This window comes from Desulfobaccales bacterium (genome assembly GCA_041648175.1).
In the GTDB taxonomy this organism is placed as follows: Bacteria; Desulfobacterota; Desulfobaccia; order Desulfobaccales; family 0-14-0-80-60-11; genus 0-14-0-80-60-11.
Genome location: JBAZPO010000006.1, coordinates 162,390 through 184,849, shown reverse-complemented (window position 1 = coordinate 184,849; position 22,460 = coordinate 162,390). Strand labels below are relative to the sequence as shown.

General features: G+C 58.4%; 22 protein-coding genes. 16 read left to right on the top strand and 6 right to left on the bottom strand.

What is annotated here, in order from left to right; all coding sequences use genetic code 11:
• Positions 1-24 precede the first annotated feature (24 nt).
• The 7 genes from WC600_08065 to WC600_08035 all read left to right on the top strand — a co-directional run bounded on the left by WC600_08065 (position 25) and on the right by WC600_08035 (position 5,918).
• Positions 25-1,170, top strand: a complete 1,146-nt coding sequence (locus WC600_08065; protein ID MFA4902687.1) for an ABC transporter substrate-binding protein — start codon at positions 25-27, stop codon at positions 1,168-1,170.
• A 92-nt stretch (positions 1,171-1,262) separates the two neighbouring features.
• The gene (locus WC600_08060; protein MFA4902686.1) at positions 1,263-2,174 is read left to right on the top strand and encodes a branched-chain amino acid ABC transporter permease; all 912 of its coding nucleotides are present in this window, start codon (positions 1,263-1,265) and stop codon (positions 2,172-2,174) included.
• 126 nt (positions 2,175-2,300) lie between these two features.
• Entirely contained in the window at positions 2,301-2,795 is a 495-nt protein-coding gene (locus tag WC600_08055; protein MFA4902685.1) for a hypothetical protein, read from the top strand.
• A 66-nt stretch (positions 2,796-2,861) separates the two neighbouring features.
• Positions 2,862-3,143, top strand: a complete 282-nt coding sequence (locus WC600_08050; protein MFA4902684.1) for a hypothetical protein — start codon at positions 2,862-2,864, stop codon at positions 3,141-3,143.
• A 91-nt stretch (positions 3,144-3,234) separates the two neighbouring features.
• On the top strand, positions 3,235-4,230 hold the full coding sequence (locus WC600_08045) for a branched-chain amino acid ABC transporter permease (protein MFA4902683.1): 996 nt from the start codon (positions 3,235-3,237) through the stop codon (positions 4,228-4,230).
• A gap of 141 nt (positions 4,231-4,371) precedes the next feature.
• Entirely contained in the window at positions 4,372-5,181 is an 810-nt protein-coding gene (locus WC600_08040; protein MFA4902682.1) for an ABC transporter ATP-binding protein, read from the top strand.
• Positions 5,178-5,918, top strand: coding sequence for an ABC transporter ATP-binding protein (locus WC600_08035; protein ID MFA4902681.1), 741 nt, complete (start codon positions 5,178-5,180; stop codon positions 5,916-5,918). Before WC600_08040 ends, WC600_08035 begins: the two co-directional genes overlap by 4 nt.
• 46 nt (positions 5,919-5,964) lie before the next feature.
• Here the strand turns inward: WC600_08035 and WC600_08030 are convergent, their stop codons facing one another.
• Positions 5,965-6,807: a PAS domain S-box protein gene (locus WC600_08030; GenBank protein ID MFA4902680.1), complete on the bottom strand. Its 843-nt coding sequence runs from the start codon at positions 6,805-6,807 to the stop codon at positions 5,965-5,967.
• Positions 6,808-7,145: 338 nt separating this feature from the next.
• Positions 7,146-7,646, bottom strand: coding sequence for a hypothetical protein (locus WC600_08025; GenBank protein MFA4902679.1), 501 nt, complete (start codon positions 7,644-7,646; stop codon positions 7,146-7,148).
• A 66-nt stretch (positions 7,647-7,712) separates the two neighbouring features.
• Here WC600_08025 and WC600_08020 point away from each other — a divergent pair, with 66 nt between their 5' ends.
• On the top strand, positions 7,713-7,988 hold the full coding sequence (locus WC600_08020) for a hypothetical protein (GenBank protein MFA4902678.1): 276 nt from the start codon (positions 7,713-7,715) through the stop codon (positions 7,986-7,988).
• Between the two features lie 76 nt (positions 7,989-8,064).
• Here the strand turns inward: WC600_08020 and WC600_08015 are convergent, their stop codons facing one another.
• Positions 8,065-9,303, bottom strand: coding sequence for a M20 family metallo-hydrolase (locus WC600_08015; GenBank protein MFA4902677.1), 1,239 nt, complete (start codon positions 9,301-9,303; stop codon positions 8,065-8,067).
• Positions 9,304-9,554: 251 nt separating this feature from the next.
• Between WC600_08015 and mce the strand changes: the two genes are divergently transcribed.
• The 5 genes from mce to tsaB all read left to right on the top strand — a co-directional run bounded on the left by mce (position 9,555) and on the right by tsaB (position 14,216).
• Entirely contained in the window at positions 9,555-9,962 is a 408-nt protein-coding gene (mce, locus tag WC600_08010; protein ID MFA4902676.1) for a methylmalonyl-CoA epimerase, read from the top strand.
• Positions 9,963-9,974: 12 nt separating this feature from the next.
• On the top strand, positions 9,975-10,775 hold the full coding sequence (locus tag WC600_08005) for a sugar phosphate isomerase/epimerase family protein (protein MFA4902675.1): 801 nt from the start codon (positions 9,975-9,977) through the stop codon (positions 10,773-10,775).
• Positions 10,776-11,066: 291 nt separating this feature from the next.
• Complete coding sequence (locus WC600_08000) at positions 11,067-12,227, top strand: 1-deoxy-D-xylulose-5-phosphate reductoisomerase (GenBank protein ID MFA4902674.1); 1,161 nt, start codon at positions 11,067-11,069, stop codon at positions 12,225-12,227.
• Positions 12,228-12,295: 68 nt separating this feature from the next.
• Positions 12,296-13,366: an RIP metalloprotease RseP gene (gene rseP / locus WC600_07995; protein ID MFA4902673.1), complete on the top strand. Its 1,071-nt coding sequence runs from the start codon at positions 12,296-12,298 to the stop codon at positions 13,364-13,366.
• Positions 13,367-13,553: 187 nt separating this feature from the next.
• Positions 13,554-14,216, top strand: coding sequence for a tRNA (adenosine(37)-N6)-threonylcarbamoyltransferase complex dimerization subunit type 1 TsaB (gene tsaB, locus WC600_07990; GenBank protein MFA4902672.1), 663 nt, complete (start codon positions 13,554-13,556; stop codon positions 14,214-14,216).
• A gap of 449 nt (positions 14,217-14,665) precedes the next feature.
• Here tsaB and WC600_07985 read toward each other — a convergent pair whose 3' ends face one another.
• From WC600_07985 to xerD, 3 genes are all read right to left on the bottom strand, one after another.
• Positions 14,666-15,409 (bottom strand): SDR family oxidoreductase, encoded by a 744-nt coding sequence (locus tag WC600_07985; protein MFA4902671.1) that lies wholly within the window; start codon positions 15,407-15,409, stop codon positions 14,666-14,668.
• A gap of 507 nt (positions 15,410-15,916) precedes the next feature.
• Complete coding sequence (locus WC600_07980; protein MFA4902670.1) at positions 15,917-18,580, bottom strand: CBS domain-containing protein; 2,664 nt, start codon at positions 18,578-18,580, stop codon at positions 15,917-15,919.
• The gene (gene xerD / locus WC600_07975) at positions 18,577-19,461 is read right to left on the bottom strand and encodes a site-specific tyrosine recombinase XerD (protein ID MFA4902669.1); all 885 of its coding nucleotides are present in this window, start codon (positions 19,459-19,461) and stop codon (positions 18,577-18,579) included. Before xerD ends, WC600_07980 begins: the two co-directional genes overlap by 4 nt.
• 292 nt (positions 19,462-19,753) lie before the next feature.
• On the opposite strand from xerD, the gene rlmB reads away from it, so the two are divergent.
• From rlmB to WC600_07960, 3 genes are all read left to right on the top strand, one after another.
• Positions 19,754-20,536, top strand: coding sequence for a 23S rRNA (guanosine(2251)-2'-O)-methyltransferase RlmB (rlmB, locus tag WC600_07970; GenBank protein ID MFA4902668.1), 783 nt, complete (start codon positions 19,754-19,756; stop codon positions 20,534-20,536).
• Between the two features lie 252 nt (positions 20,537-20,788).
• Positions 20,789-21,454, top strand: coding sequence for an L-threonylcarbamoyladenylate synthase (locus tag WC600_07965; GenBank protein ID MFA4902667.1), 666 nt, complete (start codon positions 20,789-20,791; stop codon positions 21,452-21,454).
• Positions 21,451-22,422 (top strand): ROK family protein, encoded by a 972-nt coding sequence (locus WC600_07960; GenBank protein MFA4902666.1) that lies wholly within the window; start codon positions 21,451-21,453, stop codon positions 22,420-22,422. Before WC600_07965 ends, WC600_07960 begins: the two co-directional genes overlap by 4 nt.
• The last annotated feature ends 38 nt before the right edge of the window (positions 22,423-22,460 follow it).

The following is a 22,460-nucleotide window of genomic DNA, read 5'->3' as shown; positions in this document are numbered from 1 at the left end:
CATTTCAACCGTGAGGAGAGAGCCATGACCCGGTACACCTGGACCGCGGCCATCTTGTTGGCGAGCTCATGCCTAATTTGGGGCTGCGGCTCCCAAGAATCCAAAGAAATTCGCGTCGGCGTCAACGCCGAACTGACCGGCAGCAAGCCCACCGTGGGCGATTCGTGCAAAAAAGCTGCGGAACTCATGGCCGCCCAGGTGAATCAGGCCGGTGGTCTCAAGGCAGGCGATAAACAGTTCCCCATAAAACTTTTGGTCGAGGATAATGAAGACAAGGCCGAATCAGCGGCCGCGTCGGCTCAGAAACTCATCAGCCAGAATAATGTCCTGGCCATCATCGGCCCCAACGCCTCGGGCAATGCCATCCCCGCCGCCCGGATTTGCGAAGATGCCAAAGTGATCATGGTCAGCCCCTGGTCCACCAACCCCAAAACCACGGAAGGCAAGCAATTTGTCTTTCGGGCCTGCTTCATCGACGATTTCCAGGGCCAGGTGATGGCCAAGTTCGCCCGGGAGAACCTCAAGGCCCAAACCGCCGCGGTGCTCTACGATGTGGCGTCAGAGTATAACAAAGGCATCGCCGAGTATTTCAAGAAATTCTTCGAGGCAGCCGGCGGCAAGGTCGTGGCCTTCCAATCCTACACTAAAGACGACAAGGATTTCTCATCCCAACTCACCACTATCAAGGCGGCCAACCCCGGCGTGCTCTTTCTCCCCAACTACTATAACGAAGTTCCGCTCCAGGTGCGGCAGGCCCGCCAGTTGGGCATTACCTGCCCCATTATCGGCTCCGATTCCTGGGGCAGCGCCGAGCTCCTGCCCCTGGGCGGGGCCGACCTGGAGGGCAGTTTTTTCAGCACGCACTATGCCCCGGATATCGCCACGCCCACGGCCCAGAAATTTATCCAGGACTACGAGGCGAAGTACGGCAAAAAGCCCGATGATGTCGCGGCCCTTACCTATGACGCAGGCTCCCTCTTGTGTCAAGCCATCACTCAGGCCGGGTCTTTGGATCGGCAGAAGGTACGGGACGCCCTGTCCGCCATCAAAGAATTTAAAGGCGTAACCGGGAACATGAAATTCCAGGGGACCGGGGACCCCGTCAAGAGTGCGGTCATCCTTCAGATTAAGAACGGAAAATTCAATTATTTCGCCGCGGTACAGCCTTAACCCGGCGGTAACTTTGGGGCTGTGGAGCGTGGACCGGCTCTTCGTTGCCGGCCTCGTGCTTTCTCACAACCCATATTGAGGAATATTCGTTTATGTTCCAGGTGCTGGCCCAAAATGCCCTGAACGCCCTGCAGTTGGGGAGCGTCTACGCCCTCATTGCCCTGGGCTACACCATGGTTTACGGCATCCTCACCATGATCAATTTTGCCCACGGGGACATCTTCATGGTGGGGACCTATCTTGCCCTGGCCGGGGCCGTCTTTCTGTTGGGCCTGCCCTTTAAGTTGCCCCTGGTACTGGTCTTTATGGGGGCGCTGACCTTCAGCATGCTCTTAACCGCGCTGTTAGGGGTGACCATCGAGCGTCTGGCCTACCGCCCCTTGCGCCAGGCCCCCCGGGTCTCAGCGGTTATCACCGCCCTGGGGGTGGGGCTCTTCCTGGAAAACTTTACCTTAGGGATCCTGGGCCCGGAACCCCGCCACTTTCCGGACCTTATTCCCATGGCCAGTTGGGAGGTCGCCGGGCTCACCATCACTCCCCTGCAGGTCCTCATTATTGTCATGGCCGCAGTCCTCATGGTTTTGTTGGACCTCTTGGTGCGGCGGACGCTCTTGGGCATGGCCATGCGGGCCATTTCCTACAACCGCCCCATTGTGCCTCTCATGGGTGTGTCGGTGGACCACGTCATTTCGCTCACCTTTGCCATCGGCTCGGCCATCGCCGCGGCGGGGGGCCTGCTCTACGGCCTGGCCTACCCGGTGCTGGACCCCTTGATGGGAGTGCGCATCGGCTGGTGGGCCTTTATCGCCGCGGTGGTGGGGGGCATCGGCAATATCCGGGGCGCCATGCTGGGGGGCTTCATCCTGGGCGCGGTGGAGGTCTTCACTCCGGTGCTGCTGCCGTCCTCCACCTACCGGGACTTCGTGGCTTTCTCCATGCTCCTGATCTTGTTGGTCTTTAAACCCACCGGCCTCCTGGGCCGGCCGGTGTTTGAGCGGGTATAAGGTTTTTTGCCGGCGGCCGCGGCTAATTCTTTGAGGAATGTCTCTTTTAGTTGCAAGCCAATTAATCTAAACTTATTGGCAAACTAATGCTTATTGAGAGGTAGCGGTAAAGGAGAAGGAGGGCTGATGAAACCTAAAGATAATAAGGTAATTATCGGAATGCCTGTGCCTAAGGGCAAAGATGGCGGGGTCCGGAGATTTTGGCCGTCCGTGCTCTTAATTATTATCGGGGTTGTCTGCCTCGGTTGCGCCACCATTTCACCCTACAGTGAAACAGCTTATCAGCAAGCGACCTCCCTCAAGGTTGATTCCTTGGCGCTTATGGCTAAAGCTAGCGAGCCCTATGCCCAGCATCAGAAGGAGGTGGAAGCCTTGCGCCTGAAGATTGACAAAGCCTATGAGTATGCCAAAGGCCTGCCGAATAATGCCATCACGGCAAGGCAATGGGAGATCTTAAAAGATCCTGACCGCCATCTGTTGGGAGGTTTCTTGCAACGCTGGCGAACCAAATCCACCCTTTTTGCAACCCATATAGCCGACAAGCAGATACAGGTGGGGTCTGCCTTTGATCAGATCATTGGGTTGGAAAGCGGAAAGATCAAACCTTCCGAGCTAAAATAAGAGCCGTAAAGGAGCCAGCCCATGTCAGATTTCGATAAATTTTGGGAATCCCTGAAAGGCGGGGTTGTGGACCTGGCAAAGCAACTGGGGCAGCAATATTGGCAAGCCGCTTTGCAAGATGGCAATAATTTCCTCAGCGCCCAGCAAACCCAGTTGCAGCGCTGGACCGTAGAGCTCGCCTCGGGAAAGTTGTCGAAGGAAGAATTTGAAGATTTGGTTATGGGGCAAAAAGATCTGGCAGAGATGGTAATTTTAAAACAAGAGGGACTTGCTCAGGTTCAGATCGACCGTTTTGTCAATGGGGTTTTAAACCTGGTTATCAACACAGCCATCGAAGTTTTCTTATAAGCAGCAAACCGAGCAGGGTACAGGGCCATTTTTGTGACCACAGCCACAGGCCAATTCTTCCAGCCCTCTCCTCCATCTTAAGGTTCGACGCATGATGAAAGGCAAGGGCTTGCTCATCTGGCTCGGGGCTCTCGCTCTGCTGGCTCTGGCCTGGGGTTTGCCCGCCTCAGGCTTGCTCAATCCCTATGTGGTGCAGATCCTCATGTACGTGGGGATCAATATGATTCTGACGCTGAGCCTGAATCTGGTGAACGGCTACATGGGCGAATTTTCCGTGGGCCACGCCGGGTTCATGGGCATCGGCGCCTACGCGGCCTCGGTGCTCACCGTGGCGGTATTGCCCACGGCCTGGATGCCGTTCGCCTTTCCTGCGGTGCTGATCTGCGGCGGCGCGGCCGCGGCGGTGGCCGGGCTGGTGGTGGCCTATCCGTCGTTTCGCACCCGGGGCGACTACCTGGCCATCGTCACCCTGGCCTTTAACATGATCGTCAAGAGCGTGCTGGAAAATATTCCCAGCCTGGGCGGCCCCCGGGGTTATCTGGGCATGCCCCGGCTGACCACGCTGTTCTGGGTGGTGGCTTGCGTGCTGTTGACGCTGTGGGTCCTGCGCAACCTGGTCTACTCCAACTTCGGCCGCGGGATCACGGCTATCCGCGAAGACGAGGTGGCCGCCAACCTGACCTCGGTGGATACCCGGCGTCTCAAGCTTTACGCCTTTCTCATTTCCGCTTTTTTCGCCGGGGTGGCCGGGGGCTTGTACGCCCACCTGCTGCAGTTCATCAACCCCCGGAGCTTTTCCATCCTGAAATCCACCGACATGCTGGTCATGGTCTATCTGGGCGGAGTGGGCAGCCTGACCGGGTCGCTGTTGGGAGCCACCATCTTTACGGTGCTCATGGAACTGCTGCGGCCCCTGGGCCTCTGGCGCTGGGTGGTGGGGCCGCTCTTGCTGGTCGTGCTCATGATCTTTAGGCCCCAGGGGCTCATGGGCTTTAAAGAGGCGCGGTTGTTCAAGCCGAAATTGCCCGAGCCCGGCGGCGGGGGTTCCGGACCTCCTGCGTCAAAGAGCTTGGTGCCGGGTAGTTAACTCCTCGTTCCCAAGTTGTACTTGGGAACGCATTGGGAGCCCAAGCTCAGCTTGGGCACATTAGCCGCGTCCCTAAGCACAGCTTAGGGACGAGATAAAACGTAGCACGTTCCCAAGCGCAGCTTGGGAACGAGAACCAGCATGCAACCACTATTAGAAGTCAGCGAACTTTCCCACAATTTCGGCGGCCTGCGCGCCCTGAATATATTTTCGCTTGAGCTTTTCCCCGGCGAGTTGGTGGGGCTCATCGGTCCCAACGGCGCGGGCAAGACCACCGTGTTCAATCTCATCACCGGAGTCTTCCGCATCAGCCAAGGGTGCGTCCGGTTTAAGGGCGAGGACATCAGCGCCTGGCCGTCCCACCGCATCACCGCCGCGGGGATCGCCCGGACCTTTCAGAATATCCGCCTGTTCAAGGACTTGAGCGTCCTGGATAACGTCCGATTGGGCGCCTTTGCCGAGCACCGCTATGGTTTGTTGGATGCCCTCTCGCGCAGCCGGCGGTTCCATGCGGCCGAATCACAGCAGACCCACCAGGCCTTTGAGTTGCTGGAACGGTTTAACCTTACCCACTATGCCCACACCCCGGCCCGGCACCTGCCCTACGGGGAGCAGCGGCGCATCGAGATGGCCCGGGCCTTGATCAGCCGGCCCCGGTTGTTGCTCTTGGATGAGCCCGCCGCGGGTATGAATTCCTCTGAGATCGAAGACCTGATCCGGCTGATCCGCCAGGTTAAAGACGACTTTGCCCTGACGATCCTGATGATCGAACACCAGATGCGGGTCGTGGTGAATCTCTGCCAGCGGCTCACGGTTCTGGATTTCGGCGAGACCATCGCCACCGGCTCCCCTCAGGAAATTCAGCACCACCCCGCGGTGTTGGAGGCCTATCTGGGCAAAGACGGCGAGATGATGGAGCAAGCACCGGAGGGAGGCCGCCTCACCCCATGAACGATGCCCTGGCCCGACAAGCGTTGCCACCTTTCCTCGCCGTGGAGGACCTCTGGGTTTCCTACGAACGCATCCAGGCGGTCCGGGGAGTCTCTTTTCACGTGGGGGCAGGCGAGATCGTCACCCTCATCGGGGCCAATGGCGCAGGGAAGTCTTCTATTTTACAGGCAATATCCGGGTTGCTCCAGGCGTCTAAGGGAAAGGTGACCCTGGCCGGCGAGGACCTCCTTACGGTCCCGGCCCACCTGAGGGTTGAGCGAGGCATTGCCCACGTCCCGGAAGGCCGGGGCATCTTCGGCAACCTGACGGTTCTGGAAAACCTGCGCCTGGCGGCTTACCGGCGCCGGGACGCCGATATTCGGCAAGACCTGGAGGAGATCTTCCAGCTTTTTCCCCGGCTGGGGGAGCGCCGGAAGCAGTGGGGCAACACCCTTTCCGGCGGCGAACAGCAAATGCTGGCGGTGGGCCGGGCCTTGATGACCCGGGCCCGGCTCCTGCTGCTGGATGAGCCCTCCATGGGCTTAGCGCCGCTGTTGGTCCGGGAGATTTTCCGGGTGATCCAGCGCATCAATCAGCAAGGCACCGCCATCCTTCTAGTGGAGCAAAACGCCCTCATGGCCCTGGAAGTGGCGCATCGGGCCTATATCCTGGAAACCGGGGAGATTGCCTTGACGGGGCAGGCGAAAGCACTGCGGCACCATCCCAAGGTCCTGGAGGCCTACCTGGGGGGCGCGTAAGAAGCCTTTCGGGGCAGGACGGGGAAGGTGTCTCCCTCAACTTAATTTATTTTTTGCGTTCCGAGATGTCCTGGATAAATCCTTCATAGTAGCTGATGGCGCCGTTGTCGTCCCGAACGGCCCGGGCATCCACCGAGATCCAGATGATGCTGCCGTCTTTGCGGTATATCTGGATCTCCCAACCCCGGATGACTCCCTTCTCTTCCATCTCGCGCTTCAACTTTTCCCGGAGTGACGGATCCACAAAGACCTGGTGGCCCAGGTCCATGACTCCGGTGATCATGTCTTCCGGGGAATCGTAGCCGTGTATGCGGGCCAGCACCGGGTTGACGCTGAGCAGGCGCCCCGCCGGAGTGCTCTGGAAAATGCCGACCACCGCGTTTTCAAAGATGCCGCGGTACCGGGCTTCCGATTCCTGGAGCGCTTTTTCCATCTGCTTCTGTATCGTGACATCCTGGATCATGGCCATCTTGGACATGCTGCCGTCGGGATGCCGGATGGGGGTGTTGACCACGGCATACCAGCGCAGGTCCCTGGGGCTTTGCACCTCCCAGCGCACCGTCTCGCCCTTAAAGACCCGGTCGTTGATGCACCAGGGGCAGACCTGGTCTCGTCCATGGAGCGCGGCGTAACATTTCTGTCCTAAAGGATAATCGCCCTGGCGCTGGATGAAACGCTGGTTCATAAATTCGATTTCATAGTTTTGCGTGCAGATATAGATGAAACCGTCGAAGGCTTCGATGATGGCTTCATACTGGGCCCATAAATCCCGCCAGGCCTCGGACAACCGTTGGCAACGGGATTCCTCAGCTTCCAGGGCCGCCACTTTTTGGCGCAGCGCCACTATTTCGGCGGCGAGTTCGCCCTTGTCCCGGTTTTCGTTCAGCATTCATGCCCTCAGCGGGGATAAAAGCCCAGGTTAAATTTATAGCGAGTGCCAAAAGTTTTTCAGTAATGAGGGATGCTTTAAAACTCCAAATCCCCCCTAAACTCCCCCTTGGCAAAGGGGGGAACTATAAGGAATTACTTCTAAAGTGCCCCCTTGAAAAAGGGGGATTTAGGGGGATTTAAAAATCAGCTAGCGGCATAAATTTTTGGCAACCGCTATAATCTGTTTATTTTCTTGTAATTATAACAAACAATTTTTGAACTACGATAGGCTTAAACGCAGGACATCTGCGGGAGGCCTGCTGAGATAGAACAACCAAGAGGCGCACGCCTTACTCTTCAGTCTTCCACAATTTTTTCGATATGGAAGACCTGGAGGAATAGACCCGTGCCCAGTTGGGAGAGTTCGCCATAGATCATGACCGGGTCCAGGCGCTGTAATTGATATTTTTCGCCAAGCTCCGGCGTTATGGCCGCCAGGTCGTAGTAGCCGGTCAAGTCATCCGTCCGGTAGATAGCGAACCATTGGAGCCGGTACCACCGGATAGGATATCGCAGCAGGGTTAAATAATTCCGGATCATGGCCGGGTCATAATCCACATATTGCCAAAAATACGCCTTCACCCGGATTTTATCACCGGCGTGAAGTCCGGCTGCTTTCGGAGCCAGGAGATCCTGGTATTCTATCGGCTTGTAAGCCTGGGGGTCAAAAGTGTCCGGGTAGGGCCGGAGTTGGCCGCAGGCACAGATTCCCAGCAGGCCGCACAGGATCAAGACTCCTAACCAGGCCCGCCTACCGGAGGGCCGAGACCGAAGGTGCCGGAAGAGAGATTTTTTCACGGGAGTTGCCTTATCCGCAGTCTGCTTCATAATAATATAAGATAATCGACATGAGGAGATCGTGTTATGGCCTGTCCCATAATTGTCCGTCGTCATGACGGCGTTCAGTCCTACCTGGTGTTGGACGATAATCCCCGGGAGTTATTGCGCCATATCGGTTTTTCCGAACCGTTTTCCGTGCGTCCCTGGCTGGGGTCCACCGACCCCCTGGATGCCCTGGAAGAATGGGCGGAAATGCTGGCGGAGGACCCGGACAACTACTTTGTCACCGATGCCGAGCATCGGGAATATTGCCTGGATTGCTCTTTGTGGGACGACATCAACTTGTGGCCCAAGCGCTAGGTTCAGTCGTCCCTTTATAGCGTTTGCCGTAACGGCATTGTTGCTTGCTGATTAAAGTTTAAGCACGTAAATAGCCTCAGTCCGCCATCAAACTCACATAGGCCAGAACCTTCGCGTCTCCTAAGATATGGCTCAAGAAACAAAATTCGTTGGGCTGGTGGGCGCAATCGTTGGCGGTCATCCATACCGCCGCGGGGAGGCCTGCCTTCCTAAAGAAGGCGGCCACGGTGCCGCCCCCGATTCCCTGGGGGATGGCGGCCCGCCCATAAACCTGCTGAATGGCCTGCTCCAAAGCCTTGACGACCGGAGCCTCAGGATTTGTGGGGGGCGCGCTGGCCAGCGTTTGCACCGGCTCAACGTTAACGCTGACCCCGAATTTTTTCGCCGCCTCCGTGGCAATGGCCTGGACGCGCGTGGTAATCTGGGCCAGATCGTAGTCCGGCAATACCCGGCAATCTAGATAGAAGACGTCCCGGCCGGGAATAGTGTTGATATTGGGCACGTTGGCCTCTTTTTTGGTGGGCTCAAACGTGCTCATGGGAGGCCGGAACAGCGGGTTTTGCAGCGGAAAATCCCGGTGCAGGTCATCTAAGGCCACGATCACGTGGGCCGCGGCGCGCAGGGTATTCTTGGCCTTGTGCGGCCGCGAGGCGTGGCTCTGGTGCCCCAAAAGCGTCAGCTTCAGCCAGAGAATGCTCTTTTCCGCCACCTCGATCATGGTGCCGTCGAGGCTACCGGCATCGGGAACGATAATCAGATCTTGCGGTGAAAAGAGGTGGGGTTGCGTACGCAGCAGGTGGATCAGGCCCTTGTCATTGCCGGTTTCTTCGTCTGCCACGAGCGCCAGGGCGATGGTGCGCTCCGGGATAATATTTAAATCCAGGAAGGCCCTTACGGCCATAAGCGACATGACGATGCCGTGGTGGTCGTCTTCCGTGCCCCGCCCGTAGAGACGGTCACCGTCCACCTTAAGAACAAAGGGGTCGGAGTCCCAGAGGCTTAAGTCCCCAGGGGGCACCACATCCGTGTGGCTTAAAACCCAGACTTTTTCCGGTCTTTTTCCCGGCAGATAGGCCACCAGGTTGGGGCGCACCCCTGTCGGCACCCGGTCGTCGGGGGCGGGATAGTCGTCGACCTTGAGGCCCCAACCGGTCAAGAGATCCATCAGGAACGTCGCCTTGTCGACCTCGCCGATGCCCCCCACCTCCGGCCCCAGCGCCACCCGGGAGACCAGGTCCCGCTGCAGTTCGATGGCCGATTCTTTATAGGTGTCCAGACGCTCGCACAAACGCCGAAACATTTCATCTTTGGTCATTTTTTAACCTGCTTGTTGAGAAATCATGACTCGAAGATTCACCCCCGAATCTTTAGAAAAATGATCCACTGGTGACGCCGGGCTTTTCCTTCGATGCGCCATCATATATAATTCCAGTGCCTGATGACAAGAAGAGTTTGGGTAACCAGGGGAGGGTAATTACATTTGCCCGGACTCCCTGGTCCGTGGCGTGGCCCCGCGCCTGAGGCTCCGGGGCGAAAAATATACTTGAACACAGCGGAGGAAGCTTCATGAAGATCAAACGGATCGCCCATCTGGGAATCGCCGTGAAGGACCTGGAAGCACCTAAAAAGTTCTATGCCGAAAATCTCAATCTGGAGTTGAAGGGCGACGAAGTGGTGGAAACCCAGAAGGTCAAGGTGAGCTTTATTAAGGTAGGGGAGAGCAACCTGGAACTGCTCCTGCCCACGTCCCCGGACAGCGCCGTGGCCAAGTTTCTGGAAAACAAAGGGGAAGGCTTCCATCACCTGGCCCTGGAGGTGGAGGACATCCACGCCGCGGTGGCGGAATTGAAGGCCGCGGGGGTTAAGCTCATCGACGCAGAACCTCGGGAAGGCGCTCACGGCGCGCTGGTGGCTTTTATCCACCCCAAGGCCACGTTCGGTCTCCTGGTGGAGTTGTGCCAGTACCCTCACTGAGGTTCAGCCTCAATGGGGATTAGCGCCTCGGCCCTGGTGGCCCGGGTCCAGGTCAATATTCCCTTTCCATTTTTGCAGGCGGGGTACCTGGAGAAGTTTTTGTACCGGGGTCTCAATCCGGAGATCGGCCTGGACGCCTATAGCTTGGGGCACTATCCGCCCGGAGCCTTTAGCCGGGTGGCCCGGGCTTTTCATGGGGCCGGGCGGCATATCACCTTGCACGGCCCCTTTCAGGACCTGGCCCCGGGGGCGTTGGACGATCAAGTCCTGGCCGCGGCGCGCCGCCGGCTGCGCCAGGCTTTCCGCTACCTGCCGGTATTTCAGCCCAAGGCGGTGGTCTGCCACCTGGGCTATGAGGCCCGGCACTACCGCTGGGACCAGGAACGCTGGCTGGCAAGAGCCGCCGCCACCTGGAAGGAGTTGGCCGCGCTGGCCGCGCCGTATGGCGTGACGGTGATGCTGGAAAACGTCTACGAGACCGAGCCGGAACTCTTTCTGGAAGTTTTGGGCCGGGTTGGAGCGCCCAACCTGCAGATTTGTTTTGATGTGGGCCACCTGCTGGCCTTCAGCACCGGCGATTTCCCGTACTGGCTCAAAACCCTGGCCCCGGTCATCGGCCACCTGCACCTGCACGACAACCATGGGGATGAAGACAACCACCTGACCCTGGGAACAGGAAAGGTCCCCCTCAAAGAAACTCTCGACTACCTGGCGGCCGAGGGGCGCCGACCCTCCGTCACCCTGGAACCCCATCAGGAAGGCAGCCTGGACCCTTCGCTGGAATACCTGGCCCGGATCTGGCCCTGGGATTAATATTTCCGCAAATATCCTTAATGAGGTTTGTAGGGGGGCACCTGTGTGTGCCCCCTCAATTGGGCGGACACGCAGGTCCGCCCCTACATAAGTTGAGGCCGGCAAACCTTACTGGGCCGGCTTTCCGGCCTTAATTCCTTTACAGCCGGGAAGTGAACAGATAAAATAAATCAGTTCCATAACTTTTTCTATATATTGGAAAACTTGCTCGCGGCCTCAGCCATGCATCCTTGCCGGCCGCGAGTCGGACGCATTTTTTATATTTTCATAAGTGAGGGCATCGTCAGCTCCATGAAACGCCTGGCTATTCTTGGTTCCACCGGCTCCATCGGGCAGAGCACCCTGGCGGTGGTGGCGGAGCACCCCGATGAGTTTGCCGTGGTGGGGCTGGCCGCCGGCCAGAACGTGCAGGTGCTGGACGAACAAATCCGGCAATTTCACCCGGCCATGGTTTCGGTGCAGAGTGAGTCGGTAGCAGCCCAGTTGCGGGAGCTCTTGCCCCGGGAAGGGGCGCCGGAACTGCTTTGGGGTCCGGACGGAGCCCGGGAGGTGGCGGTGGCAACCGGCGCCGACCTGGTGGTCTCGGCCATGGTGGGCGCGGTGGGGCTGGAGCCCACGCTGGCCGCGATTCAGGCTGGTCTGCCGGTGGCCCTGGCCAACAAAGAGACCCTGGTGGCCGCGGGTTCCCTGGTGATGGCCGCGGCCAAGGCTAAAGGCGTGTCCATTATCCCCGTAGACAGTGAACACAGCGCCATTTTTCAGGCCCTTCACGGCCAGCGCCCGGAGGATGTGCGACTCCTCTGGCTCACCGCGTCCGGAGGTCCGTTTCGGGCCTGGGACGCCGAGCGCCTGGGCCAGGTTACGGCCGCTCAAGCCCTGAAACACCCAAACTGGAGCATGGGGCCCAAGATCACCATCGATTCGGCCACCATGATGAACAAGGCCCTTGAGGTGATTGAGGCTTCGGTGCTCTTCGACCTGCCGGTGGATAAGGTGCGGGTTTACATCCATCCCCAGAGTATCATCCATTCCCTGGTGGAGTTTGTGGATGGTTCGGTAATCGCCCAGTTGGGGGTACCGGACATGCGCCTACCCATCGCTTATGCCCTGACCTATCCCCGGCGCTTGCCCCTGAGCTCGCCGCCCTTGGACCTCTGCCAAATAGGCCAGCTTACCTTTGAGTCTCCCGATACCACCCGCTTTCCCGGGTTGGCCTTGGGGTATGCCGCAGCCAAAACCGGCGGCACCATGCCCGCAGTGCTCAATGCCGCCAATGAAATGGCGGTGGCCGCGTTCCTTCAGGGCCGCCTGACGTTTATGGGCATTCCTGAAACGGTTGCGGCCACTATGAACGCCCACCAGTCTCAGCCGCTCGAGAGCCTGGAGCAGATTCTGGCTGTCAACCGCTGGGCCCGGGATTTCGCCCACGGTTTGATCAACCGCAGGGGCTAGAAGGCGCGGAGCCGTATGTACGGTCCGCTTATGAGTAATATTTCTCCCACAGGAGCATTTTAAACGTTATGGTAACCGCGTTAGCGACCATCATAGTCCTGGGGGTCCTGGTCTTCGTCCACGAATTGGGCCATTTCCTCATGGCCAAACTCTTCGGAGTGCGGGTGGACGCCTTTTCCCTGGGCTTCCCGCCTAAATTGCTGCACAAGCAGATCGGGGATACGGATTATCGCCTGTCCGTGGTTCCGCTGGGGGGCTACGTCAAGTTATTCGGGGAAAATCCCAACGATGAGGTGCCGCCTGAGTTAGAACCGGTGTCTTTTTCCCACAAACCCCTCTGGCAGCGCTTCCTGATCGTCATGGCCGGCCCCACCTTCAATCTGCTCTTCGCCGCTGTGGCCTTCTTCCTGGTCTTTACCTTTTCCGGCATCCCTTACCTCACCACGACTGTTGGCAGCGTGAAGGAAGGTTCCCCCGCGGCCCATGCTGGCCTGGAAAAAGGCGATCAAGTCCTTTCGGTGGCGGGGGAAAAGGTGAGCCGCTGGGAAGACCTCTCGCAGAAAATCCGGGGGATCGGAGAACATCCCCTGACCCTGTCGGTCAAACGAGGCGACCGGGTCTTTCCGGTCACTTTAACCCCCGAATCCATGGAAACCACGGATATCTTTGGGGCCAAGGTGTCTGCCGTGATCATCGGCATTACTTCCGGAGACCAGGTGGCCACGGAACATGTAGGGCCCTTTAAGGCCCTGGAAAAGGGTGTGGTTTACACCTGGCGAATAACCTGGCTGACCGTCGAAAGCCTTTACAAACTGGCGACCCGGCAAGTGCCGTTAAAGAGTGTCGGCGGCCCGATCCTTATCGCCCAGGTGGCGGGCCGGCAGGCGGAAATGGGCGTGAGCTACCTGGTCCAGTTCATGGCGGCCCTGAGCGTCAACCTTTTCCTGCTGAACCTCCTGCCTATTCCCGTGCTGGATGGGGGCCACCTATTTTTCTTCGCGTTGGAAGCGATCCGGGGCAAGCCCATTGAGATAAAGCACCGTGAGATGGCCCAGGGGTTGGGCCTGATGTTGATCCTGGCCTTGATGATCCTGGTGTTCTATCAGGATATTTTGCGCCTGGTGCAGCCTCAGTATTAGGTTTCAGGTTTCAGCGAATATAGGGCGGCCCATGGCCGCCGAGATTTGAGCTTTAGGATTAATCAAAATGTAGCGCCGCCGCCCTCGGCGGTGTGGGTATTGGACAGCCAAGGGCGGCCATCCTACACGAGATTTTCGCTCAAGATCATGCTTTTCATTTAACTAAAAACCAAAAACTAAAAAAACCATGCTCATTCTGGCCCTGGATACTGCAACCGAACGGGGCAGTCTGGCCCTGGTGGCGGAAGAGAAGGTACTGGGGGAATATGTCCTGGAATCCCACGACCGCTACCTGACCCGCCTGATGCCCGAGGTGGCCGCGCTTCTGACCGCTACCGGCAAGGCCCTGACGGATCTGGCCGCGGTGGCTGTGAGCCTCGGTCCCGGCAACTTTACGGGGCTCAGGATCGGGATCGCGACCGCCAAGACTCTGGCGTGGTCCCTGAAGTGCCCTTTGGTGGCGGTGTCCACCCTGGAGGTCCTGGCGGCCCAGTTTCCCTTTCACCCCCACCCCATCGGGGTGGTCATGGACGCCAAGCGCGGGGAAGTCTTCTGGGGGCTCTTTGCCTGCCCGGAGGACCAGCCCCAGGTGCTGGAAGGACCGCTGCGTCTGGCAGCGGTTGACCTGCCCGCCCGGTTGCCCCGGCCAATGCTCCTCACCGGTCCCGGGCTCGAGGTTCACCTCGGCGTACTTACCCCGCACCTCGCCCCGGAAATTGCGCTGGCCCCACCGGAACTGCGCTGGCCCCTGGCCCCCACCTTGGCCCGCCTGGCCCAGCAGCGCCTGAAGCAGGGCCTGACCGCCAACCCCGCCCAACTGGTTCCCACTTATTTGCGCCCGGCGTTGTGATAGGGCCGTACCCACCCGAACTATTTGTAAAGACTAATAAATTTACAACTATCAAATCGCGATTAAATTAAATCTGACATTGAGGGTCATAATTTAAATGCTCTGATGGTATGAGGCGCATCTATGATAACCTTATAAAATAGTTATCAATTTTATTAGAGGCGCGCAGATATAGCAGCTATCGAAATATATGAGACACTTTCTCACAGCAGATAAGCCTTAAATTGGCAATTCGGGATAATTGGCTTCAATACACTGCAAACCGATTTCCGTTGCTGCGTCTATAACAACTCCTTAGGTAGGCACTACGATGCCAAAATAAGTCATCATGTTTTTCAATATAATCTGCTTTACCCTGTGATCTGTTTCCTGAGATGACTCCAGGCAATAAGTACCAAAAAGCGGCCGAGGCGCACCCCTTTGAGTGCTAAATACAATGTCACTGGAACTTAGAAATCTTGAATCGTCGGACGCAGGACGATCTCATTGATGTCCACATTAGCAGGTTGTTCAATGGCATAAGCAATTGCCCTCGCGACCGAATCTGCCGGGATGGCTATCTTATAAAAATCTTTGATAAAATCCGCGCTCTGCTGATGAGTGCTACCATATTTCAATTCGGTATCAACCGCACCGGGAGAGATGGTAGTGGTCCGAATTATTTTTCCGACTTCATGACGCAATCCTTCAGTGATCGCTCGCACCGCAAACTTGGTGCCGCTGTAGACACTCCCTCCCGGACTAAACACCTTGATGCCGGCGACGGAGGCAATATTGATAAAGTGACCGTGTCCCTGTTTCTGAAATACCGGCAAAGCTGCTGCTATGCCATAGAGTACACCCTTGATGTTGATGTCAATCATACGGTCCCACTCGTCAGTTTTGGCTTCGGCCAATGGAGCAATTGCCATTAAACCAGCGTTGTTGACGAGTACATCGATATGACCAAAATGGCCAATCCCTGCCTTAATCAGGGCCTCAAGATCGTCTTTCCGGGTCACGTCTATCACGACAATTTCGGCTTTACCGCCAGTAGCACGAATATCATTGGCGATGGATTCAAGGCGATCCTTGCGACGAGCGCCTAAGATTAATAATGCGCCCTGCTTGGCCAGGTGCCGTGCGGTAGCCTCGCCCAGACCACTACTGGCACCAGTTATGACCACTACTTTGCCAGCAATATTGTTACTCATCTTCAATCTCCTTTTTGGCTGTGAAATAATTCATGCTCCGGCCCTTATATATAGGAAAGGAAAACCGGATTCCCTCCCCTATCCTAAAAGTTCTATCTTGTGATAATACTGTAAATTATTCATCCATAGACAAGTGTCAACCTATGCACCTAAATTTAACAAACTGGACGCATTTTTATTCGAGGAAGACCAGAGGTACGGGCAGAGGAGTTGAGCAGCAGGGAATCGCATCTGGACGCTCCCAAAGATGCAGCGTGTGACTTTCGGTCAATGAACCTACCCACACTGAAGAAGATGTGCCGGCTGCCATATCACTTGCCACTTGTAAGAACTTATTAAAAATAACGAGGTGTTGCGGGTATGATCTTGATAGTGAAATAGGGTTTTGGTGGGGGCCAGCACGTCGGGTTATATTAAATTTAGATACAAAGATTGCATGGTCAAGTTTCGGCATTACAGTTTATTGCCACTGCTATTTTTTCCGGGAACCGAAAACTGAAAGCGGTGCTATTGAGGCGGGCCGAAGGCGCGGCGGATGAAGTCTTTTTCCTGGCTGCGGCTCTTGACTTTCTCGTTGAGGCGGGCTTCCAGCAGGGCATCCAGCATTTCTTTAATGAGGGGGCCGGGTTGATAGCCCATAGCCACCAGGTCCCGCCCTTTGAGTTCGGGTTTGAGATGCTTGAGGTGAGTGAAATAGAGCGAGATGGCTTTGCGGGAACCCTCATGGCGCGACTTGGCCATCATATAGAGGATAAACTCCGTTTCCAGCGGGGCCAAGATCTGGTAAACCTGAGGGCGGGTCGGTTCCCCATACCGGAATAGCCTGAGCAGGGCCTGTTCAGCCGCCTCTTTGCCCCTGCTGATTGCCGCGGCCTGTTTCGGAGACAGGTTAAAGCGGCCCAACATCTCCGTCAATTCCGCCAGGGTCAGATGATCCACCAACCCCAGGAAATAGACCAGCCACCGTTTGTAGCGGTCGCCCAGGTAGAGCAGGTCATACCAGGAAAGGACCGCCAGCACCTGCTCCAGCAGGCGGCGGGTGCCCTCGTCGAAGAGCAGCCGGGGGTGGACCGCGGCAAGGAGCTTAAGCTCGGCCAGGCGGGCGATGGCGAGAATGGGGTTGTCTTCCTGGAGGATGAGCCGCAGTTCGCCAAACAGGCGGGAGCCCGAGAGGCGGTCGAAAAAGTTGTTCTTGACCGCATTATTGATGAGGTTGGCGGCCAGCTTGGTGATGCGGAATTTGAAGCGCTGTTCGAAGCGGATGGCTCGAAAAACCCGGGTGGGATCTTCTACAAAACTCAGGTTGTGGAGCAGGCTGATGCGGCCTTCCTTGATATCCCGCTGGGCGCCGAAGAAATCCAGCAGGGTGCCGAACTCACCGGGGTTGAGCTTTAAGGCCAGGGTGTTGATGGTAAAATCCCGGCGGTAGAGATCCATCTTGATGGAGCTGTATTCCACGATGGGCAGCGCGCCCGGCGCCTCATAATATTCGGTGCGGGCGGTGGCCACGTCGATCTTAAAGCCGTCGGGGAAAATGATCACCCCGGTCTTGAATTTCTGGAACTCCCGGGATCTGGCGCCGAATTGCGCCGCAAAACGCCGGGCGAACACGATGGCGTCGCCTTCAATGACGATGTCGATGTCCAGGTTTTCATGTTTGAGCAGCAGATCCCGGACGAAGCCGCCCACCACGTAGGCGCTGAACTTTAACTCCGCAGCCACCAGCCCCACCTGTTTCAAAATCTCCAGGATGTCCTTGGGAAGACGCTCCCGCATGAGGGATTCGATGTTCTTGGTGCGGACCGGTTGGGACCACTGGGCCTCGTCGTGCTCGGCAAAGAGGAGGTGCAGGAGGTCGGTGCGGCTGATGAGGCCGATGACCTTGCCATTTTCCACCACGGGCAGGACGCGCTGTTTATTGATGACCAGGCGGTCCCGAATTTCCGCAATAGAGGCGTCCGGGTCCACGGTGGCCACCTCGGTGTTCATATAATCCTTTACCGGATGACGCCTCAGGCCGTGGAAAATTCCTTTTTCTACGGTTTGCCGGTTGATCAAGCCCAGGAGTTTGCCGTCTAAGAGCACCGGCAGGGCATTGATGTTGTAGCGGTTGACGATGATTTCCGCCTCCTCCAGGGTGACTTCGGGGGTTACGGACTTGACTGGGAAAGACATGACTTCCCGGGCCAGGCGGCCGGGATGAATCCGAGCTTGGAGGACCTGGCGCAATTTTTCCTCCACCTGGGTTAGCGGCTGGTCTTTGATGGCGGCGGACGCGGCATAGCTGTGCCCCCCGCCCCCCAACTCAGACAAAATCTCAGCCACGTCCACTTCCGGCAGGCGGCTCCGCCCCACCACGAAGACCCGGTCCTCCATCTGGGCCAGGGCAAAGAGGACCTGGATATTCTCCACATCCATGAGGCGATGGGCCACCACCGCGAAATCCGGCACGTATTCCGGGGCGGTGGTGCGGGCCAGGACCACCTCGATGCCCCCTACATGGAAACTGGTGGAGTGTTCCAGGAGGTCGTTCAAGAGGGCTACCTGCTCGGCGTTCAGCTCCCGGGTGATGATCTCGGAGACTACGTTGAGGTCGGCTCCTTGGGCCAGGAGAAAGGCGCCGGCTTCAAAATCCTGGGGGGTTGTGGACGTAAAGGTAAAAGACCCGGTATCCTCGAACAGCCCCAGGGCCATGACGGTGGCCTCCGGCGGCGCCAGGGCAATCCCCCGCTCCTTGATTATGCGGGTGAGGATGGCGGTGGTGGACCCCAGCATCTCCACCACCTCCAGGCTGCCGTGCACGTCTTCGTCGGTATCGGGGTGGTGGTCGTAGATGTGGATATCCACCTCACCCGTGGCGGCCACTTCGGCGAATTTACCGATGCGGGAGGCCTGGCGGGTGTCCACCAGGATGAGACGCTTGATCTCTTCCATGGGCACCTGCTTGATCCGGGTAAAATCCACGAAATAAAAGCTGGAGCGGATGAAAAAATCCCGGAGGTTGCGCTCTTGGGAGCCCGGAAAGACCAGGAGCGCCTCGGGATAGAGCTTTCTGGCCGCCACCATGGAGGCCATGGCGTCGAAGTCGGCGTTCAAGTGGGTGGTGATCACCTCCAGGGTGCGGGGCGGGGCAGGCTGGTTTTCGCCGTTCCGGTGGTTCCGGTTGGTCATGGGCGGGGATGGGATTTCTTGTGCACCAGTTTGAGGCGCACGGCGTCCAGATGGGTGTAAATCTGGGTGGTGGCCAGGTCGGCATGGCCCAGGAGCATTTGCAGGACCCGCAAATTGGCCCCCCGGGACAACAGGTGGGTAGCGAACGAATGCCGTAGGGTGTGCGGGCTCAGGGTCTTGATCCCGGCCTTGAGGGCGTATTGTTTCAAGAGCTTCCAGAAGCCCTGGCGGGAGAGCCGGCCGCCTCGATGATTTACGAAAATGTAAGGGCTTTCGCGGCCCTGCAGCAACTTGGGCCGTCCTTCCTTAAGATAAGTCTGGAGTTTTTCCACCGCCAGGGGGACCATGGGGACCACTCGCTCTTTGGAGCCTTTGCCCAGGGGCTGCACCACGCCGCGCCGCAGATCCAATTGTTTGAAGGTCAGGCCCACCAGCTCCGAAACCCTGAGACCCGTGGCATAGAGCACTTCCAGGAGGGCCTGGTCCCTTAAGCCCCCGGGGGTGCCGGGGTTCGGCGCGGCCAAAAGCGTCGCCACGTCTTCTTCCCCCATGACCTGGGGCAGGCGCTGGGGCAGACGGGGCGAGTCCAGCAGTTCCACGGGATTGGCGGTAACCTGGTCCTCGCGTTGGAGGAACCGGAAAAATTGCCGTAACGCCGACAACCGCCGGGCCCGGCTACGGGCCGACAACCCCCGGGCTTCCAGGGCGGCAAAATAATCTTGCAGGTCGGCAAGGTCCACCGCGGCCCAAGCGGCGCGGTCCCGACCCTCAAGAAACCCCCAGAAATCCTGGAGGTCACGAGCATAGGCCGCCAGGGTCAAGGGGGCCAGACCTCGCTCCACTCCGAGATGCTGATAAAATTGATTAAGCGCCGCGTCCATGGGTTTCCAACAAGTAAGAGCGTGGTCGGGGAATTGGTAGCTACGGGCGTCTCGCCCGTAGTTCCCCGCTCTCGCCTTAAACCCTCCCCATCCCCTGTAGGGACGGACTTGCATGTCCGGCCCCAGCCGGGCACACATAGGTGCGCGCCGACAATAAACCGATATTAATTTGCTATAATTCGTTTAAGATTATACCCTGAGTTTCATAAAAGTATAGAAGAATAGGGCGGCCCAAGGCCTCTGAATATCGGCGTGCCACGGGACGCCCTATATGCTGAAAGCTGATAGTTAAATGAGCCCAATTATCTACGGACGCCACCCGGTACTGGCGGCCTTACGCCAGGCTGATAATCCTCTAGAGGAGGTTATCGTGGCCCAGGGGGCCGGGGGCAAATGGCTGGACGAGGTTAAGCGGCTGGCCCGGGCTGCCGGGGTGCGTCTGCGTATACAGGATCGGGCCGCCCTGGACCGCCTCTGCGGCACCCTGAACCACCAAGGGATCATGGCCAGGCGGGGCAGCTACACCTACTTAAGTGAGGTGGAGCTTCTCGACATGCTGGACGGCCTGGCGCAACCCGCGCTGCTGGTGGCCGCAGACGGCCTCACCGACCCCATGAACCTGGGGAACCTCTGCCGCAGCGCCTTCGCCGCCGGTTCTCACGGCATCATCATTCCCAAGGACCGGGCTGTGGGGGTGACGCCGGTGGTGGCCAAGGCCGCGGCCGGGGCCCTGGAATACCTGCCGGTCTACCGGGTTACCAACCTGGCCGATGGTTTAGCCAGGCTGAAAGACGCGGGCCTGACCATCATCGGCACCGCGGCGGACTCTCCCCAGACCATTTATGCTACCGATCTGACCCAGCCCCTGGCCCTGGTCATCGGAGCCGAGGACAAGGGGCTGCGCCCCCGGGTGCGGAAACAGTGCGACCTCATCGTTTCCATCCCCATGGCTGCTCCGGAAATCGGCTCCCTCAACGCCGCCACCTCCGGGGCCGTGGCCCTCTTTGAAGCGCGGCGGCAGAGATTGCCAAAGCAGGGGGAAAAGGGAAAAAGGGAAAAAGGCGAAAAGGGTTAACTAATCAGACGAATAGAGCGGTCCATGGCCGCCGTAAATCGGCGGGCACGGCCCGCCCTATAAATTGAAAGCTGAACCGCTGATAGCCGTGGGGTGCGCACTGCGCACCTTGCATCTGCACAGGCGAGACGCCTGTGCCACCAAAATTGTGGTTTTTATCCCTTTTTCCCCTTTCCCCTTTTCGCCTTTTCCCCCTGCTTTAAAATGCTCAATCTCCTTGCCAGCCGGAATTCCTGAGGGTATCATGCCCCTATGGGACGGATCTGGCCATGGCGGGAGGAGGATGCCGGGGAATTCTGGGACGAGGCCCGGAGGGTCCTGAAAGGCAACGGCATCATCGCGGTGCCCACGGAAACTTTTTTCGGGCTGGCGGTCAACCCCTTTCAGGAAGCGGCCTTATCCCGGCTCTTTGCCTTGAAACAACGTGCCCCGGAAAAACCGGTGCTTCTGCTGGTGGACGGACAGGCCATGCTTGAGCAACTGGTTCGCGAGGTTCCGAACCCGGCCCGGCGGCTTATGGAAAAATTCTGGCCCGGTCCGTTGACCATTATTTTACCGAGCCTTCCCCAACTGCCCAGGCTGATTACCGCGGGCACCGGGACTGTTGGGGTGCGGCAGCCCCGCCACCCTCTCACGTGCCGCCTGATCACCGAACTGGGCTACCCCATCACCGGCACCAGCGCCAACCGTTCCGGGCGGCCGCCGCTCACCCGGGCGGACGAGGTTGTCCGGGAGTTTCCCGATGTGGTGGACCTGATCCTGGACGCGGGTGATTGCCCGGGGGGCAAGCCGTCCACTATTATAGATGTGAGCAGCTCGCCGCCCCGGCTGGTCCGGGCCGGCGCAGTTCCGGTATCCGAGTTGGCGGAGATTGTCCCCGAAATAGAGCGGATCGCAAAAATGGGGGGCCTAAGGTGAAAGATCCGGCGGTGGTGGGCATTGATCTGGGCGGCACCAATGTCCGCCTGGCCCTGGTAAGTTCCCAGGGCAAAATTCTCTGCCGGTGGGAACGGGCCACGGCCTCCATGCCCGATCAGCCGGCCCTGGTATCCACCCTGGCCGCCGATATTGCCATTGCCGGTGAAGAGGCCCGGTCCCAGGGCTCGGAGATTAAAGGGGTGGGTATCGGGGTTCCGGGTCTCATCCATCCCCAAGAAGGCCTGGTGGTCTTTTCCCCCAACGTGCCTCCGTTAAATGATTGTCCCCTGATTCCTCTTCTTTCCTCCCAGGTGAACTGGCCCCTGTTCCTGGAAAACGACGCCAACCTTTTTGCTCTGGGAGAGCACTGGCTGGGCGCCGGGGTGGGCCAGCAGCATATGTTGGGGATCACCCTGGGTACCGGCGTGGGCGGGGGCTTGATTCTCAATGGGCAGGTGTGGGCCGGCAACGAAGGCACCGCCGGGGAAATCGGCCACATGACCGTGGACCCGGAGGGCAGAAAATGCCACTGCGGTAACCGGGGCTGCCTGGAAACCCTGGCGTCCGGGTTTTGGACGGTAACCTGGGTCAAGGAACAACTGGCCCAGGGGGCGTCTTCCTGGCTGCGAGAGCTCTATGAGGCCGACCCCGACGCCATCGAGGGCCAGACCCTGGTGGTGGCGGCCCAGCAGGCGGACCCCCTGGCCCGAAAGGCCTTCGACCGGGTGGGGCGCAGCTTGGGACTGGTCATTGCCAGTGTGGTCCACCTGCTGGGAATTTCCCGGGTGGTCATCGGCGGCCGCTTTGCCCGGGCCTGGGAGGTGTTCCAGTACCCCCTGGAGGCAGAATTGCATCGGCGCCTCACCCTGTTTCCCCCGGAGGCAGTGAGCGTCTGCCCGGCCCAACTGGGAGACGACGCCGGACTGGTCGGCGCCGCCCGCCTGGCCTGGCAGGCGTTGGAAGAATAGTAATTTTGAGGGGAGGGCCGGGGGATTTTTTCATAAAG

Excerpts from the sequence above, each read along its gene's own strand:
- WC600_08065 (MFA4902687.1), top strand. The coding sequence starts at position 25 with ATGACCCGGTACACCTGGACCGCGGCCATCTTGTTGGCGAGCTCATGC.
- WC600_08060 (MFA4902686.1), top strand. The coding sequence starts at position 1,263 with ATGTTCCAGGTGCTGGCCCAAAATGCCCTGAACGCCCTGCAGTTGGGG.
- WC600_08055 (MFA4902685.1), top strand. The coding sequence starts at position 2,301 with ATGAAACCTAAAGATAATAAGGTAATTATCGGAATGCCTGTGCCTAAG.
- WC600_08045 (MFA4902683.1), top strand. The coding sequence starts at position 3,235 with ATGATGAAAGGCAAGGGCTTGCTCATCTGGCTCGGGGCTCTCGCTCTG.
- WC600_08040 (MFA4902682.1), top strand. The coding sequence starts at position 4,372 with ATGCAACCACTATTAGAAGTCAGCGAACTTTCCCACAATTTCGGCGGC.
- WC600_08035 (MFA4902681.1), top strand. The coding sequence starts at position 5,178 with ATGAACGATGCCCTGGCCCGACAAGCGTTGCCACCTTTCCTCGCCGTG.
- WC600_08030 (MFA4902680.1), bottom strand. The coding sequence starts at position 6,807 with ATGCTGAACGAAAACCGGGACAAGGGCGAACTCGCCGCCGAAATAGTG.
- WC600_08020 (MFA4902678.1), top strand. The coding sequence starts at position 7,713 with ATGGCCTGTCCCATAATTGTCCGTCGTCATGACGGCGTTCAGTCCTAC.
- WC600_08015 (MFA4902677.1), bottom strand. The coding sequence starts at position 9,303 with ATGACCAAAGATGAAATGTTTCGGCGTTTGTGCGAGCGTCTGGACACC.
- mce (MFA4902676.1), top strand. The coding sequence starts at position 9,555 with ATGAAGATCAAACGGATCGCCCATCTGGGAATCGCCGTGAAGGACCTG.
- WC600_08005 (MFA4902675.1), top strand. The coding sequence starts at position 9,975 with ATGGGGATTAGCGCCTCGGCCCTGGTGGCCCGGGTCCAGGTCAATATT.
- WC600_08000 (MFA4902674.1), top strand. The coding sequence starts at position 11,067 with ATGAAACGCCTGGCTATTCTTGGTTCCACCGGCTCCATCGGGCAGAGC.
- rseP (MFA4902673.1), top strand. The coding sequence starts at position 12,296 with ATGGTAACCGCGTTAGCGACCATCATAGTCCTGGGGGTCCTGGTCTTC.
- tsaB (MFA4902672.1), top strand. The coding sequence starts at position 13,554 with ATGCTCATTCTGGCCCTGGATACTGCAACCGAACGGGGCAGTCTGGCC.
- WC600_07985 (MFA4902671.1), bottom strand. The coding sequence starts at position 15,409 with ATGAGTAACAATATTGCTGGCAAAGTAGTGGTCATAACTGGTGCCAGT.
- WC600_07980 (MFA4902670.1), bottom strand. The coding sequence starts at position 18,580 with ATGACCAACCGGAACCACCGGAACGGCGAAAACCAGCCTGCCCCGCCC.
- xerD (MFA4902669.1), bottom strand. The coding sequence starts at position 19,461 with ATGGACGCGGCGCTTAATCAATTTTATCAGCATCTCGGAGTGGAGCGA.
- rlmB (MFA4902668.1), top strand. The coding sequence starts at position 19,754 with ATGAGCCCAATTATCTACGGACGCCACCCGGTACTGGCGGCCTTACGC.
- WC600_07965 (MFA4902667.1), top strand. The coding sequence starts at position 20,789 with ATGGGACGGATCTGGCCATGGCGGGAGGAGGATGCCGGGGAATTCTGG.